A 14,733-nucleotide genomic window follows, 5' to 3' on the forward strand; every position below is an offset into this window, starting at 1 on the left:
TGCGACACCAACCTAGGTTTTGCCTGTGAATGGGCGTATTCGCGGTCGGCGGTCGGTGTGCCACGGTCCCGGATGTGCGAGGACCGTTCGTCGGAAGTGAGGCAGTGGCGGCCGGGGCGATGAACCGCCATCAGCTGAGGACGCGATACCGCGCCGTGTTTCCGGACGTCTACGACTCGCACGGCGCCACACCGACGCTCGGACTGCGCACCTGTGCGGCCTGGCTATGGTCCGGCCGCCGCGGGGTCGTCGCCGGAGCGGCCGCCGCCGCCCTGCACGGCGCCAGGTGGATTCCCGACGATGTCCCGATCGAGCTGATCCACCCCAATACCCGCCCTCCGCCGGGCGTGTGGACGCGGCGCTGCGCCTTGAACGTCGGCGAAACGCAGGTGCTCGACGGCCGTCACGTCACGACACCCGAGCGGACGGCCTTCGACATCGGGCGGCGCGGAGCCGTTCGTTCGGCGGTCGCCCGCCTGGACTCGCTGGCTCGCGCAACGGGTTTCAAGACCGACGACGTGCGGGCTCTTGCCGGTGGACACCCCGGCGCGCCGGGGCTTCGCCGGCTCGAGGCCGCACTTGACCTGATGGACACCGGTGCGGAGTCGCCGAGGGAGAGCTACTTGCGCCTGCTGCTCATCGACGCGGGGCTGCCGCGGCCGCGGACCCAGATACCCGTTTCGGGCGTCGACGGTGTGCCCGTCGCCTACCTCGACATGGGCTGGGAAGACCTGATGGTCGGGGTGGCGACGCCAGTACGTCAAAGACATCCGGCGCTCCGAAATGCTGAAGCGGATGGGGTGGCTCGTCGTCCGGGTGGTCGCGGAGGATCATCCCGCCGAGGTGCTGCGCCGCGTTCGCGCCGCGATAGCGGAATCGATAGTGAGCGCACGGCTTCGCGGGTAACACCAGGGCGGCCCCGATCGGCGTGTCGCCACCCTGGCTTCACGCTCGATGAGGGCAGGCAAGCGGCGATGACGCGGCCGCGGCGAAACCCGCCACCGACTAGAACGTGCTCGTCGGCCGCACGTTGTTGGCCATGTCCACCAGGGCGTAGCGGTGGCGCTGGGTGGGGGCGACGCGGGCCAGGCTGCGCAGCGACGCCTCGACCCCCAGCCGCAGCCCGTGCTCGGTGAACGGGAAACCGAGGATGTGGTTGGTGCTGGCCTCGTTGTCCTGGAGCCAGTCCATCGCGGCGCCCAGCACCAGGGCGCGGATCTGCAGCACGCGCGGTTCGGTGGGCGGCAGCGCCTCCACCCGACGGGCGGCGTCGCGGATCTGTTCCTCGGTGACCTCGCTCGTGGACCGGCCGGACAGCAGGGTCACCGCGCTGGTCAGCCGGGCGGTCGTGAAATGCCTTGAGGCGGCAGGAACTTCGTCCAGGGTTCGGACCGCGCCCTCGCGGTCGCCCTCGGCGGACAGGGATCGGGCCAGCCCGAAGGCCGCGGAGATCACGCCGTCGTTGGTCCGCCACACCGTCTGGTAGAACTTATGCTCGTCGGTGGTACCGGCGAGCTCGGCGGTCGCGGCCAGGGCCAGCTTCGGCGCCAGCTCGCCGGGGAAGGTGTCCAGCACCTCGGTGAAATGCTCTGTGGCGGCGGCGTAGTCGCCGGTGAGCAGCTCCGAGACGGCGCGGTACCACACCAGCCGCCACTGCCAGCCGACCCGCTCGGCCAGGTCGTCGAGTTTGCGGGTGGCCTTCGCGACGTCGCCGAGGTCCAGCAGCGCGCGTACCTCCATCAGCGGCAGCTCGACCGACTCCGACAGCTCGACGCCGTCGGCGTCCAGGGTTCCGTGGCGCGCCGCGCGCAACGAGTCCAGCGTCTGCACCGGCTGGGACAATATCGTCGCCTGCAGCACGGGAGCCGCGACGTCGGCCGGATTGACCAGTGGCACCTGCAATGCGGTGACGATCTCGCGGGCCGTCAGCTTCTCCGAATGCACCTGGCCGTCAAGGTAGACGTCGGTGTGCGCGACCAGCAGCTCCACCCCGAACGTGGAACGGCTCGGGCTGAAAACCGTTGAGAGACCGGGCCGCGGCACCCCGGTGTCGTGGGCGACCACCTCGCGCAGCACGCCCTGCAGCTGGGCCGACATCTCCTCGGTGGTGGCGAACCGGCGCCGCGGGTCGGGGTCGGTTGCGCGGCGCAGCAACCGCCGAAACGAGTCGTAGGTCTTCAGCACCGGGTCGTCTTCGGGAATCCCGTCGACGTAGCGGCCGTTGCGGGTGGGCAGGTTCAGCGTGAGCGCGGCCAGCGTGCGCCCCACGGTGTAGATGTCGGTGGCGATCGTCGGGCCGGTCCGCACGATCTCCGGCGCCTGGAACCCGGGCGTGCCGTACAGGTATCCGAACGAGTTCACCCGCGACACCGCGCCGAGGTCGATCAGCTTCAACTGCTCCTCGGTGAGCATGATGTTCTCCGGCTTGAGGTCGTTGTAGACCAGGCCGATGGAATGCAGGTAGCCGAGCGCGGGCAGGATCTCCAGCAGGTAGGCGATGGCCTCGGAGACGGGAAGCTTCTCGCCCTTGCCGACTTTGGAGCCCTGCTTGAGCGACTGGCCGCCGATGTACTCCATCACGATGTAGCCGACCGGGTCCCCGTGCCGGTCGATGTGCTCGACGAAGTTGAAGATCTGCACGATCTGCGGGTGCACCACTTCGGCGAGGAACTGGCGTTCGGCCATCGCGATCGCCTGGGCCTCGGCGTCACCGGAATGGACCAGGCCCTTGAGCACCACCGGGCGGTCGTTGACGTTGTGGTCGACCGCCAGGTACACCCAGCCCATCCCGCCGTGCGCGATGCATCCCTTGACCTCGTACTGGCCGGCGACGGTGTCGCCCGGGTTCAGTTGCGGCAGGAACGAATACGCGCTGCCGCAGGCTGGGCACCAGCCCTCCGACTGCCCTTCGGCTCCGGAGGTGGCGCGGCCGACCGGCTTCCCGCAGTTCCAGCAGAACCGCTTGGACTCCGGCACCACCGGATCGGTCATCAGGGCCTCGACCGGATCGATGTCGCGCACCCGCGGGATCTCGACCAGGCCGCCGCCGAGTTGGCGGACCGGCGGCAGCACGCGCGTGGCCACCGTCATCCGCTCCTGCGGTTCGGAATCCATCGTGCCCAGCGAGATGTGCGGGAAGTCGTCGTCATCGTCGTCGTCGAAGTCGGGGCGGAACAGGGCCTGAGTGGCCTGCGGGCGCCCCGAAACGGGCTCGGACAGCGGGCCGGACTGCGCGTCCGCCTGCTGCGTGCCCGGCACCACGTCCTCGGCGTCCCTGGCGTCCTGGGCGTCCTGGGCGTCCCCGGCCTTTTTCGACTCGGCCATCAGTCCAGATACCTCGGCGTGGGCGGGGCGGGGGCGGGCCCGAGGACCGTTAACCACTTGCGGTACAACGTGTTCCACGTGCCGTCGCGGCGGATGCGTTCGAGCGTCCCGTTGACGAACCGGACCAGTCCGGTGTTGTTCAGGTTGATCCCGACGCCGTAGGGCTGGGTGGCCATGTTCGGCCCCACGATGTGCAGGTACGGGTCTTCCTCGACCAGGCCGGCCAGGATCGAGTCGTCGGTGCTGATCGCGTCGATCTCGCGCTGCTGCATGGCCACCAGGCAGTCGGCCCAGTTCACCACCGAGATGACGATCGGCGGCGGGTTGATCTGGCGGATCCGGTGCAGCGAGGTGGTGCCCTTGGCCACGCAGACCCGCTTGTCGGACAGGTCGGCCACCTTGGTGATCGGCGAGTCGCGCGGGGCGAGGATCCGCTGGTTGGCGTCGAGGTAGACGGTGGAGAAGCTCACCTGCTTGCGCCGCTCACAGGTGATGGTCATGGTCTTGACGACCACGTCGACCTCCGAGCGCTGCAGCGCGGTCACCCGCTCGTCGGACGAGAGGATGCGGTACTCGACGTGCGAGGGGGCGCCGAAGATGTCGCGCGCGATCTCCCCGGCGATGTCGACGTCGAACCCGGTGATCTCACCGGTGATCGGGTCGCGGAAGCTGAACAGGTTGCTGCCGATGTCGAGCCCCACGATCAGCCGGCCGCGGGCCCGGATGTCGGCGACGGCGGCATCGGCCTCCGCCTTGGTCGCGAAGGGCCGCAGGCTGGCGGTCAGGTCGCAGTTCTGGCTGCCGTCGTCTTGGGGGAGCGGCGGCAGCGACGGCATCTGCTCCATGCCGACGGGGGTGGGCGGCGGCAGCGTCGGGACCGTGGCCACCATCAGCGACTCCGGGTGCCCGCACCCCGCCCAGCACGGCCGCCGTCGTCAGGGCGGTGAGCAACGCGCCCGCCGCCCGCGCCCCGGCCCGCCGCGTCATTACCGGTACTCTTTCAGCCTCGGCCACAGGCCCAGGGCGACCGCGATGGCGGCGCCCAGGCTGAGCACCACACCGCCGACCTGGGCGCCGGACAGCCCGCTGCGCGCGTTGAGGACGTCGGTGCGAAGCCGGACCCGGCTCTGGTCCATCGCCTTGGTCAGTTCGTCCTCCAGCTTGTCGAACGCGGGGGTGGAGTCGTCCTCGCCGCTGCCCAGCGCCACCTGGGTCGCCGCGCGGTAGTTGCCCACCGAGATGTAGGAGTTGATCCGGTCGTTGGCCTGCCGCCAGCGCAGCAGCAACTGGTCGGCGCCCTGCAGGTCGGGCTTGTCGACCGCGTCGCTGCGGGCCATGTACTGGTCGAGCTGGCGGTGCATCGAGTCGATGCGCCGGTAGAACGCCTCCTTGCGCTTCTCCTCGTCCCCGCGCCGGATCAGCGACAGCGTCTCGTCGGCCCGCGCCTGCTGGGCGGTGATGGCGACGTTGGTGACGGTCTTGAGCGAGTCGGCCGCGGTGTCCTTGGCGCTCCGGCTGGCTGTCGTCGAGATGGTGAGCGCGGTTCCGACCCATACCACCATGACGAGGATAGCGATGCCGCCGACGACCAGGCCGGGGTTGATCCGGCGCCGGGTGCGCTGGGCGAGCCAGCGGTGGGCCCACGCACCGAAGACGATGGTGGTGACGACGACGAGGATGACCGGCAGCGGAATCTGGGTGGATGCGGTGGTTTCGCTGTCCACGCGTTTCGACGTCTCGGAGTAGAGCCGCTCCGCATCGGGCAGGATCGTCGACTGCATCAGCCCGGAGGCCTCCGACAGGTACGACGAGCCGACCGGGTTGCCCTCCCGGTTGTTGGTACGGGCGGTTTCGATGAGCCCGGTGTAGACGGCGAGTTCGGCGTTGATCCGGCCGAGCAATTCCACCAGCGGTTCGTCGGTCAGCCCGCTGGATGCCCTGGTCACCGCCACGGCGGCGTCGGTGATGGCCTGCTCGTAGCGCTGGCGGACCGGGCGCGGCTCGGCCTCGGCGATGAACGCGGTGGCCGCCGCGGCGTCGGCGACGGACAGCGTGGTGTACAGCCGCCCGGCGGCGAACGAAAGCGGCTCGGTGTGGTTGAGCACCGTGGTCAGCACCTGCTGCCGGTGGTTGATGGTCGTCGAGGTGGCGAAGGCGCTGGCCCCGCCGAGCGCCGCGAGGACGATCCCGATGGTCAGGATGCGGCCCGGGGTGGTGGAGATGAACCACCAGCGCGGGTGGGCCGGTTCGGCGGGCGAACGCAAACCGGGCGGTTCGGTCGACGGGTGCGCCAGCTCAACCGTCACGTCTGATCAGCCCTCGTCTTTCGGCCTGTCGAATGAACACGGATTTCGCTGTATGAACGTCTATAAGCGAAGTCTAAGAGGATGTCGGGTCGGATGGGGGGAGGCCGAGCGAATTGACCCGGCGATCGCGTGCATATCCTGAACTCGTGCAGGGCGACGGTGACGGATGGGTGATATCCGAGCGCGGCGCGCACTACTGGGGCCGGTTCGGGGCGGCCGGTTTGCTGTTGCGGGCCCCCCTGCCCGACGGTACGCCCGCCGTGCTGCTGCAGCACCGCGCAGTGTGGAGTCACCAGGGCGGCACCTGGGGCCTGCCGGGTGGCGCGCGCGACAGCCACGAGACGCCCGAGCAGACGGCGGTCCGCGAGGCGCACGAGGAGGCCGGGCTGCTGACCGAGCGGCTCGCCGTGCGCTCGACGGTCGTCACCTCCGAGGTCCTCGGGGTCGGCGGCACCCGCTGGAGCTATACCACCGTCGTCGCCGATGCCCCGGAGTTACTGGACACCGCGCCCAACCTGGAGAGCGCCGAGATGCGCTGGGTCGCCGAGCACGAGGTGGCCGAGCTGCCGCTGCACCCCGGCTTCGCGGCCAGCTGGCACCGGCTGCGGACGTGCCCGGCGTTGCTGCCGCTGGACGACGGCGACGAGCGGCGCCGGCACCTGCCCCGCACGCTCGAGGTCGAGGCGGGGGTCTTCGTCTGGTGCATGCCCGGGGACGCCGACCAGCCGCCGTCGCCGCTCAGCCGCCGGATCAGCTCGCTGCTGCAAGTGCCGAGCTGAGCGTTTCGGCCGCCGCCCGGGGATCCTGGGCGGCGGTGATGGCCCGTACCACCACGATTCGCCGCGCCCCCGCATCGAGCACTTCCTGCAGCCGTCCCGCGTCGATGCCCCCGATCGCGAACCAGGGCTTGCCCGGGGCGAGTTCGGCGGCGGTCCGCAGCAGCGGCAGGCCGGCCGCGCGGCGACCCGGTTTGGTCGGCGTGGGCCAGCACGGCCCGACGCAGAAGTAGTCGACGGCGCCACTGACGGCGGCGGCGACCTGGCCGGCATCGTGGGTGGACAGGCCGATCAGCGTGTCGGGCCCGACGATCCCGCGCGCGACGCCGAGCGGCAGGTCGCGCTGGCCCAGGTGCAGCACGTCGGCCCCGGCCGCTCGGGCGATGTCGGCCCGGTCGTTGACCGCGAACAGCGCGCCGTGCCGGCGGGCCGCGTCGGCGAGGACCTCGCACGCCGCCAGCTCGTCGCGCGCCTCGAGCGGCCCGAACCGTTGCTCGCCGGCCGACCCCTTGTCGCGCAGCTGGACGATGTCCACCCCGCCGGCCAGGGCGGCATCGACGAATTCGGCCAGGTCGCCGCGCTCACGGCGGGCGTCGGTGCACAGATAGAGCCGCGCCGCGGCCAGCCGGGTGACTCGTGGATGCACACGGCGACGCTAGCGCGCTAGCGTGGGACCCGGAGAACTGCCAGACACGGGAGTCCCGGGGAGCGGGGCTGAGAGTGGGCACAGCGGGCTCGACCGCACCTGCCCTTACCGTCACACCTGATCCGGGTCATGCCGGCGAAGGGAGGACCAGATGCCGACGGGTGCTGTGGCCGTCATCGGCGGCGGCGTCATCGGCCTGTCGGTCGCGCGCCGCGCCGCGCAGGCCGGATGGGCGGTGCGCGTGCACCGCACGGCCGATCGGGGCGCCTCGTGGGTCGCCGGCGGCATGCTGGCGCCCCACAGTGAAGGCTGGCCCGGCGAGGAGCGGCTGCTGCGCCTCGGCCTGGAGTCGCTGCGGCTGTGGCGCGAAGGCGGGTATATGGACGGGCTGCCGCCGGAGGTGATCACCGCCCGCGAGTCGCTGGTGGTGGCCGTCGACCGCGCCGACGTCGCGGACCTGCGCACGGTCGCCGGCTGGTTGTCCGAGCAGGGCCACCCGGTGGTGTGGGAGTCCGCCGCCCGGGACCTCGAACCGTTGTTGGCGCAGGGCATCCGGCACGGATTCCGGGCCCCCACCGAGCTGGCGGTCGACAACCGCGCGCTGGTCGAGGCCCTGGCCGCGGACTGCGAGCGCCTCGGGGTTCGCTGGGCCGAGCCGGCGCCCGACCTGTCCGGCGTCGAGGGTGACGCGGTGGTGATCGCCAACGGCATCGACGCCCCGGCGCTGTGGCCCGGCCTGCCGGTGCGCCCGGTGAAGGGGGAGGTGCTGCGCCTGCGCTGGCGAAAGGGCTGTATGCCGGCGCCGCAGCGGGTGATTCGCGCGCGGGTCCGCGGCCGCCAGGTGTATCTGGTCCCGCGCGCCGACGGGGTGGTCGTCGGCGCCACCCAGTACGAGCACGGGCGCGACACCGCCCCGGTGGTGTCCGGGGTGCGGGACCTGCTGGACGATGCGTGCGCGGTGATGCCCGCGCTCGGCGAGTACGAGCTGGCCGAATGTGCCGCCGGGCTGCGCCCGATGACCCCGGACAACCTGCCACTCGTGCACCGCCTGGACGCGCGGACCCTGGTCGCCGCCGGCCACGGCCGCTCCGGCTTCCTGCTGGCGCCGTGGACCGCGGAGCAGATCCTCGCCGAGCTCGCCCCGGTTGGAGCGCACCGATGATCGTCACGGTCAACGAACACAGCGTCGAGATCGACGCCCACACCACCGTCGCGGCGTTGCTCGAGTCGCTCGGGTATCCGGACCGGGGCGTCGCGGTGGCCGTGGGCTCGTCGGTGCTGCCGCGGTCGGACTGGGGCACAACGCTTTTCGACGGGGCACGACTCGAGGTGGTGACGGCGGTGCAGGGTGGCTGACTCGAAACTGGCGATCGCGGACCGCACCTTCTCCTCGCGGCTCATCATGGGCACCGGGGGAGCGACGAACCTGGTGGTGCTGGAGGAGGCGCTGATCGCGTCGGGGACCGAACTGACCACCGTCGCGATCCGCAGGGTCGACGCCGAGGGCGGGACGGGACTGCTGGACCTGCTCCACCGGCTCGGCATCACGCCGCTGCCCAACACCGCCGGCTGCCGCGGCGCGGCCGAGGCGGTACTCACCGCGCAACTGGCCCGCGAGGCGCTGGGCACCGACTGGGTCAAGCTCGAGGTGATCGCCGACGAACGCACACTGCTGCCCGACGCGATCGAATTGGTCCGGGCGGCAGAGACATTGGTGGACGACGGCTTCGTCGTGCTGCCCTATACCAACGACGATCCCGTGCTGGCCCGCCGGTTGGAGGACGCCGGGTGCGCCGCCGTCATGCCGCTGGGCTCGCCGATCGGCACCGGGCTCGGTATCACCAACCCGCACAACATCGAGATGATCGTGGCCGGGGCCGGCGTCCCGGTGATCCTCGACGCCGGCATCGGCACCGCCAGCGATGCCGCTTTGGCGATGGAATTGGGTTGCGACGCCGTGCTGTTGGCGACCGCGGTGACCCGGGCCGCGGACCCGCCGACCATGGCCGCCGCCATGGCCGCGGCCGTCACCGCCGGCCATCTGGCGCGCCGGGCGGGCCGCATCCCCAAGCGATTCTGGGCGCAGGCGTCCTCCCCGGATCGATGAAAAGGTATGTCGCCCTGGGCAGTTCGATGGCGGCCGGCCCGGGGATCGCGCCCCGCGCCGCGGGGGCGCCGTTTGCATCCGGCCGGTCCGCCCGCAACTACCCGCATCTTGTCGCCGAACGACTGAATCTCGATCTGGTGGATGTCACGTTCTCCGGCGCGACCACCGCCCACGTTCTCACCGACCGCCAGCGCGGCGCGCCGCCCCAGGTCGCGGCGCTCGACGGCACCGAAAGCCTGGTCACCGTCACCATCGGCGGCAACGACGTCGGCTACTTTCCGCTGCTGATGGCCGCCTCGCTGCCGCGGGTCGTGCGGCGCGTGCCGCTGTTCGGCGGGCGTATATCCGGATTGCTGGACCGGGACTCGCGCGAGGAGGCCCTGGCGGCCGTGTTCGATTCGCTGTGCGCGGTCGGCACGGCGCTGCGCCGGCGCGCCCCGGAGGCCAGGATCCTGTTCGTCGACTACCTCACCCTGCTGCCGCCGGCCGGCACGCCGGCGCCTCCGCTGTCAGACGCCGACGCCGATCTGGGCCCCGCGGCCGCAAGCAGGCCTCACCACGCATGGTCGGCGCAGCCGTGGACGGTCAAACCCGCTGTGCCGCTGCCGGGTCGGCCCGCCCCGCTGCATCCCAACGGGGCCGGGATGCGGGCGGTCGCGGAACTCGTTGCGGCGCAGTGCTGATCGTCAGCCGTTGGTGCGCCACCACTGGTAGAGGCTGCCGACGTCACCGTTGGAAGCCGTGATGTGACCCAACACGTTCTTGGCGTCGGTGGTCCACGTGATCGTCGCGGCGTTCTTGTACGTTCCGCAGGCGACCTGCCCGGCCGACTGGCCGTTGGCGCCCTGGCGCCACGTCGTCGGCGACTGACCGGCGTCGCCGCACGCGGCCATGGAAACGTCCTTGATGGTTGAACTGAACGCCGACGCCAGGTTGGTGCTGGTGTCGAACAGGGCGTAGAGCGCGGCGGCGGGGCCGTTCGAGTCGGGGCTCTGCCCGCAGAGCAGCTCCGCCAACTCGCCCGTCTGCGTGAGTTGCTGGGCCGTGCAGTTGTTGAGGCCGTAGCCCTTCGACATCACTCCGGCGAGCGTGTTGAGGTCGGCCGAGCTACCGGTGCCACCCGGGTCCGCGGCCGCCGTGGCGGTGCCGACGACGGCGAAACTGCCCATGAGCGCCGCGGCGGAAGCGGCCCGCAACACCTTGGTAAGAGGGGACATCCTGGACTCCTTAATGTGCGGCGATCACCGCGGACAGGGGATTCAGCAAAACGAAATCTTAATACCCGGGCAAATGGCACGCCAGGGGTGCCGCTGTTCGGGCGAAACCCCCTGCGGAAATCGGCGATTTCGACTTCGGAGGCGGATTGGATTGCGGCCCAACCGCGAAAGTCGGCCATTGGCCGCCCCGGGGCGGTGGCGCGCGTTGACACCGGTATTCGTCCGCGGATGGCAGGTCGGCACCGCTGCCCCCGGCCGTCCGCCGGTGCGATCAAACGTCGGGAGTGGCGTAATAGCGTATTCGGTTTTTCGGCAATACATTCCGCCGGAAATTGTCTTGCTGGGCATGATTATCGGACGCGGCGACAATCTGGCTGTCGGGCAGGCGTTTTCGAAGGCAAACGCGTTTTCCCTTGCTGGGGTCTCACGCCTCGCCGCCACGAGGGAAGCCGATTTCTGGTTTTCATGGTGACGCCGCGGCGCCGCTCGGGTAGGGTAAGCACCGCTTGACCCCAGCTAACATCTCGTGACTGGAGAGTCCATGACGCAGCCGCCCCCTCCGCCACCCGGCTATCCGCCGCAGCAGCCCGTCGGGCAGGCGCCGAACAACTACCTGGTGTGGTCCATTCTGGTGACGATCTTCTGCTGTATCCCCTTCGGGATCGTCGCGATCGTCAAGTCGAGCCAGGTCAATGGTCTGTGGGCGCAGGGTCGCTACGCGGAGGCGCAGGCGTCCGCCGACGCCGCCAAGAAGTGGGTGATCTGGTCGGTCGTCGTCGGCCTGATCGTCAACGCCATCGTCATCGCGGTCAACGTCATGAACATGAACACCAACACCAACGCGGCGGCCATGATGCTGTTGGGGCTTTGAGGCCCGACCGGCCATGGTGACCCGCCGGGCGGCGGCGCCGCTGGGTCTGGGCGCGCCGCTGTGGGTGGCCGCGTCCACGTCCCTGGCGTGCGCCGCCATTTGGGTGGGTGACCCCACCACCCCCCACGGCCCGCTGCCGGTATGCCCCACCAAAGCGCTGCTCGGCATCGACTGCCCCGGATGCGGCACCATGCGGATGCTGTATTCGCTGATGCACGGAAATCTCCTGGCGGCCGCCAGATTCAACGCCGTCGCCCTGGTGGCGCTGGTGCTGCTGGTGTGGGCCTATCTGGCGTGGACCTACGGCCGCGCGACCGGCCGACGGATCCGCAGCTGGCAACACCATCGCTGGGCCGCGGTGGTGGCCCTGGTGGTGGCGGTGGCCTGGTTCGTGGCGCGCAACATCCCCTTCGAACCGTTCAGCGCCCTGTACGTCTGAATCGGGTCGACCGGCGCAACCGTCGCGCCGCGGGCTAACCTTGGGCGCTAATGGTGAACAAGTCAGCGACGGTCGCGTCGGCGCTCGTCGTCGTGTCCTTGACCGCGTTTTCCACCGGTTGCCTGCACCGGTCGGGAAACGCGCGCCAGACGACCGGCAACCCCGCGGCCGCTGACTTCGCCGACGCACTGCGCAACAAGGTCACCGCCGACGCCATGATGGCGCACCTGGCCAGGCTTCAGGACATCGCAAATGCCAACAACGGCACGCGTGCGGTGGGCACGCCCGGTTACGACGCCACCGTCGACTATGTGGTGAACGCCCTGCGGCACAGTGGCTTTGACGTGCAGACGCCGGAGTTCTCGGCGCGGGTGTTCCACGGCGACAAGCCGGCGGTGACGGTCGCCGGCACGCCCGTGGAGGCGCGCCCGCTGGACTTCAGCCTCGGCACCCCGCCGGACGGGGTGACCGGCCCGCTGCTGCCGGCGCCCGCCGGTGAGAACCCGGGCTGTGCCGCCACCGACTACGACCGGCTGCCGGTGCGGGGCGCCGTGGTCCTCGTGGACCGCGGCGGGTGCCCCTTCGCCCAGAAGGAAGACGTCGCGGCCAAGCAGGGCGCGGTGGCGATGATCGTCGCCGACAACGTCGATGAGCAGCAAATGGGTGGCACCCTGGGGCCGGACACCGATGTGAAGCTCGCGGTGGTGAGCGTGACCAAGTCCGTCGGCGTGCGGCTGCGCGCGCGTCCGGGCCAGACCACCGTCAAGCTGAACGCCAGCGTCCAGAGTTTCAAGGCGCGCAACGTGATCGCGCAGACCAAGACCGGATCGTCGACCGACGTGGTGATGGCCGGGGCGCACCTGGACAGCGTTCCGGAGGGCCCCGGCATCAACGACGACGGCTCCGGTGTGGCCGCGATTTTGGAGACCGCGGTGCAACTGGGTAGCTCACCGGCGGTACACAACGCGGTGCGGTTCGGCTTCTGGGGCGCGGAGGAATTGGGACTGATCGGGTCGCGGAACTACGTCGAGTCGCTGGATCTGGGCGCCCTCAAGGCCATTGCTTTGTATCTGAACTTCGACATGCTGGCGTCGCCGAACCCCGGCTACTTCACCTATGACGGGGACCAGTCGCTGCCCGCGGACAAACGTGGCCAGGCAGCGGTTCCCGAAGGATCGGCCGGCATCGAGCGGACGCTGGTCGCCTACTTGAAGTCGGCCGGCAAGACCGCCCGCGACACCTCGTTCGACGGACGTTCGGACTACGGCGGATTCACGCTGGCGGGCATCCCGGCCGGCGGCCTGTTCTCCGGAGCCGAGACGAAGATGTCGGCTGACGAGGCCAAGCTGTGGGGCGGTACCGCGGACCAGCCGTTCGATCCCAACTACCACCAGAAGACCGACACGCTCGACCACATCGACCGCACCGCGCTGGGCATCAACGGTGGCGGGGTCGCTTATGCGGTGGGTCTGTACGCGCAGGATCTCAGCGGCCGCAACGGGGTTCCCGTCGCGCAGGACCGCACCCGTCACGTGATCACGAAGTCATGATTCCTCGGCTGGGCGCGGCGCTGCTGCTGGTGACCGGCTTGCTGGCCGGATGCTCCTCGCCCCGCCCCGGGCCCCCTCAGGCGACCGCGGCCAAGGACCTGGGGCGTGAGCTGGCCCCGAAGGTGACGGCGGACGCGATGTTCGCGCACCTGCGTGCGCTGCAGAACATCGCCAATGCCAACAAGGGCAACCGGGCCGAGGGCACACCCGGCTACGATGCCAGCGTCGACTACGTCGCGAAGACGCTGCGGGACAGGGGATTTGACGTCTCCACCCCGCAATTCGACCGCCTGTTCACCGTCTCCCCCGGCAAGCCGGCGATGGCGGTCGGCGGGCGCATCTATCAGGTGGACCAGGCCTCGCTGTTGGTGCAGACACCGCCCGGCGGCCTGACCGGCCAACCGGTCCGGCCCTCGCAGCCATCCGGCTGCGCCGCAACGGACTACCCGGCCGCGGCGCCCAAGGGCGCGATCGCCATCGTCGACGACGCTCGCTGCTCGGTGGTCGACAAGCAGAACAGCGCGGTGGCCAGGGGCGCCGCTGCCATGATCGTGGTCAGCACGTCGGAGGGTCAGGGCGCTCCGCCGACGTTGTTCACCCCCGGTTACTTCAAGCGGCTGACCGTGCCCGTCGCCGTCGCGGGTTCGGCCACGGCCGGCGCGCTGGCGCGGGCCACGGGACCGATCCGCCTGGTGCTGGACGCCCAAAACGTCGCGATCACCTCGCGAAACGTGTTGGCGCAGACCAAGACCGGCTCGCCGCACGAGGTGATCATGGTGGGGGCGCACCTAGACAGCCCACGCGGCGGCCCTGGCATCAACGACGACGGGTCGGGCGTGGCCGCGGTGCTGGAGACGGCGCTGAAGCTGGGCCCGCTGGCGCCGGTGAACAACGCGGTGCGATTCGTGTTCTGGGGCGCCGAGGAAGGCGGACCCAACGGCGCCATGGACTACGTCTTCGGTTTGGACAGCGGCCAGCTCAACGACATCGCGCTCTACCTGGACTTCACCATGCTGGGCTCGCCCAACGCCGGGTTCTTCACCGACGACGGGGATCAGTCGGGCCCGCCCAGTCCCGGGGTGTCCTTCGGCGACATCCCCGACGGGTCGGCCGGCATCGAGCGCACCCTGGGCGGGTACCTGAACCTGGCGGGCAAGCGGCCCGCCGACATGCCGCTGGACACCAGGGCCGACTACCACCCGTTCATGGTCGCGGGCGTGCCGATCGGCGGCGCGACAACGGGTTCTTCGCAGACGAAGACAAACGTGCAGGCGCGGCTGTGGGGCGGTCAGGCCGGCGCGCCGTTCGACCCGAACTTTCAGGGTCCCCGCGACACGGTCGACAACATCAACCGGGACGCGCTGGCCGTGATGGGCTCCGGGGTGGCGTTCGCGGTCGGCACCTACGCGGAGTCGGTCGGCGGGGTCAACGGCGTGCCCCCACACGACAAGCGGCACCGGACCAAGGTGCCGTAGCCGCAGGTCGGTGGCTTGTCGG

The 14,733-nt window shown here is 70.5% G+C and carries 13 protein-coding genes and 2 pseudogenes; 10 read left to right on the forward strand and 5 right to left on the reverse strand.

The genetic code is table 11. The features are described from left to right. Positions 1-29: 29 nt before the first annotated feature. A pseudogene (locus tag BN971_RS25810) lies at positions 30-906 on the forward strand (type IV toxin-antitoxin system AbiEi family antitoxin). 99 nt (positions 907-1,005) lie between these two features. On the opposite strand, the gene BN971_RS14535 reads toward BN971_RS25810, so the two are convergent. The 3 genes and pseudogenes from BN971_RS14535 to glnX all read right to left on the reverse strand — a co-directional run bounded on the left by BN971_RS14535 (position 1,006) and on the right by glnX (position 5,630). Beyond that, entirely contained in the window at positions 1,006-3,324 is a 2,319-nt protein-coding gene (locus tag BN971_RS14535; protein WP_085179443.1) for a serine/threonine-protein kinase PknG, read from the reverse strand. Next, positions 3,324-4,311, reverse strand: a pseudogene (locus BN971_RS14540) (glutamate ABC transporter substrate-binding protein). Before BN971_RS14540 ends, BN971_RS14535 begins: the two are co-directional and overlap by 1 nt. After that, positions 4,311-5,630, reverse strand: a complete 1,320-nt coding sequence (gene glnX / locus BN971_RS14545) for a protein kinase G-activating protein GlnX (protein WP_085179441.1) — start codon at positions 5,628-5,630, stop codon at positions 4,311-4,313. The pseudogene BN971_RS14540 and the gene glnX overlap by 1 nt, the downstream one beginning before the upstream one ends. Positions 5,631-5,776: 146 nt before the next feature. Here glnX and BN971_RS14550 point away from each other — a divergent pair, with 146 nt between their 5' ends. Further along, a complete protein-coding gene (locus tag BN971_RS14550; protein ID WP_085179440.1) occupies positions 5,777-6,409 on the forward strand; it encodes an NUDIX hydrolase in 633 nt (210 codons plus the stop codon). Here the strand turns inward: BN971_RS14550 and thiE are convergent. Beyond that, positions 6,381-7,052 carry a thiamine phosphate synthase gene (gene thiE, locus BN971_RS14555; RefSeq protein ID WP_085179439.1) on the reverse strand — a complete coding sequence of 224 codons (672 nt, stop codon included), beginning with the start codon at positions 7,050-7,052 and terminating at the stop codon, positions 6,381-6,383. The genes BN971_RS14550 and thiE overlap by 29 nt on opposite strands. A 151-nt stretch (positions 7,053-7,203) precedes the next feature. Here thiE and thiO point away from each other — a divergent pair, with 151 nt between their 5' ends. Genes thiO through BN971_RS14575 form a run of 4 tightly spaced genes read left to right on the forward strand, consistent with a single transcriptional unit; the run spans position 7,204 to position 9,842 of the window. Continuing rightward, on the forward strand, positions 7,204-8,214 hold the full coding sequence (gene thiO / locus BN971_RS14560; protein WP_085179508.1) for a glycine oxidase ThiO: 1,011 nt from the start codon (positions 7,204-7,206) through the stop codon (positions 8,212-8,214). Further along, positions 8,211-8,408, forward strand: a complete 198-nt coding sequence (gene thiS, locus BN971_RS14565; protein WP_085179438.1) for a sulfur carrier protein ThiS — start codon at positions 8,211-8,213, stop codon at positions 8,406-8,408. The genes thiO and thiS overlap by 4 nt, the downstream gene beginning before the upstream one ends. Beyond that, positions 8,401-9,159, forward strand: a complete 759-nt coding sequence (gene thiG, locus BN971_RS14570; RefSeq protein ID WP_085179437.1) for a thiazole synthase — start codon at positions 8,401-8,403, stop codon at positions 9,157-9,159. Before thiS ends, thiG begins: the two co-directional genes overlap by 8 nt. Next, positions 9,156-9,842, forward strand: a complete 687-nt coding sequence (locus BN971_RS14575) for an SGNH/GDSL hydrolase family protein (RefSeq protein WP_090350236.1) — start codon at positions 9,156-9,158, stop codon at positions 9,840-9,842. The genes thiG and BN971_RS14575 overlap by 4 nt, the downstream gene beginning before the upstream one ends. Positions 9,843-9,845: 3 nt before the next feature. Here BN971_RS14575 and BN971_RS14580 read toward each other — a convergent pair whose 3' ends face one another. Continuing rightward, the gene (locus tag BN971_RS14580) at positions 9,846-10,376 is read right to left on the reverse strand and encodes a serine/threonine protein kinase (RefSeq protein ID WP_085179435.1); all 531 of its coding nucleotides are present in this window, start codon (positions 10,374-10,376) and stop codon (positions 9,846-9,848) included. A 541-nt stretch (positions 10,377-10,917) separates the two neighbouring features. Between BN971_RS14580 and BN971_RS14585 the strand changes: the two genes are divergently transcribed. The 4 genes from BN971_RS14585 to BN971_RS14600 are packed head-to-tail and all read left to right on the forward strand — an operon-like array spanning position 10,918 to position 14,711. Then, on the forward strand, positions 10,918-11,247 hold the full coding sequence (locus BN971_RS14585; protein WP_085179434.1) for a CD225/dispanin family protein: 330 nt from the start codon (positions 10,918-10,920) through the stop codon (positions 11,245-11,247). A gap of 13 nt (positions 11,248-11,260) precedes the next feature. Beyond that, positions 11,261-11,686 carry a DUF2752 domain-containing protein gene (locus BN971_RS14590; protein WP_085179433.1) on the forward strand — a complete coding sequence of 142 codons (426 nt, stop codon included), beginning with the start codon at positions 11,261-11,263 and terminating at the stop codon, positions 11,684-11,686. Between the two features lie 50 nt (positions 11,687-11,736). Then, the gene (locus BN971_RS14595) at positions 11,737-13,236 is read left to right on the forward strand and encodes a M28 family metallopeptidase (RefSeq protein WP_085179432.1); all 1,500 of its coding nucleotides are present in this window, start codon (positions 11,737-11,739) and stop codon (positions 13,234-13,236) included. After that, a complete protein-coding gene (locus tag BN971_RS14600) occupies positions 13,233-14,711 on the forward strand; it encodes a M28 family peptidase (RefSeq protein ID WP_085179431.1) in 1,479 nt (492 codons plus the stop codon). Before BN971_RS14595 ends, BN971_RS14600 begins: the two co-directional genes overlap by 4 nt. The last annotated feature ends 22 nt before the right edge of the window (positions 14,712-14,733 follow it).

It is taken from the genome of Mycobacterium bohemicum DSM 44277 (assembly GCF_001053185.1).
Taxonomy (GTDB): Bacteria; Actinomycetota; Actinomycetes; order Mycobacteriales; family Mycobacteriaceae; genus Mycobacterium; species Mycobacterium bohemicum.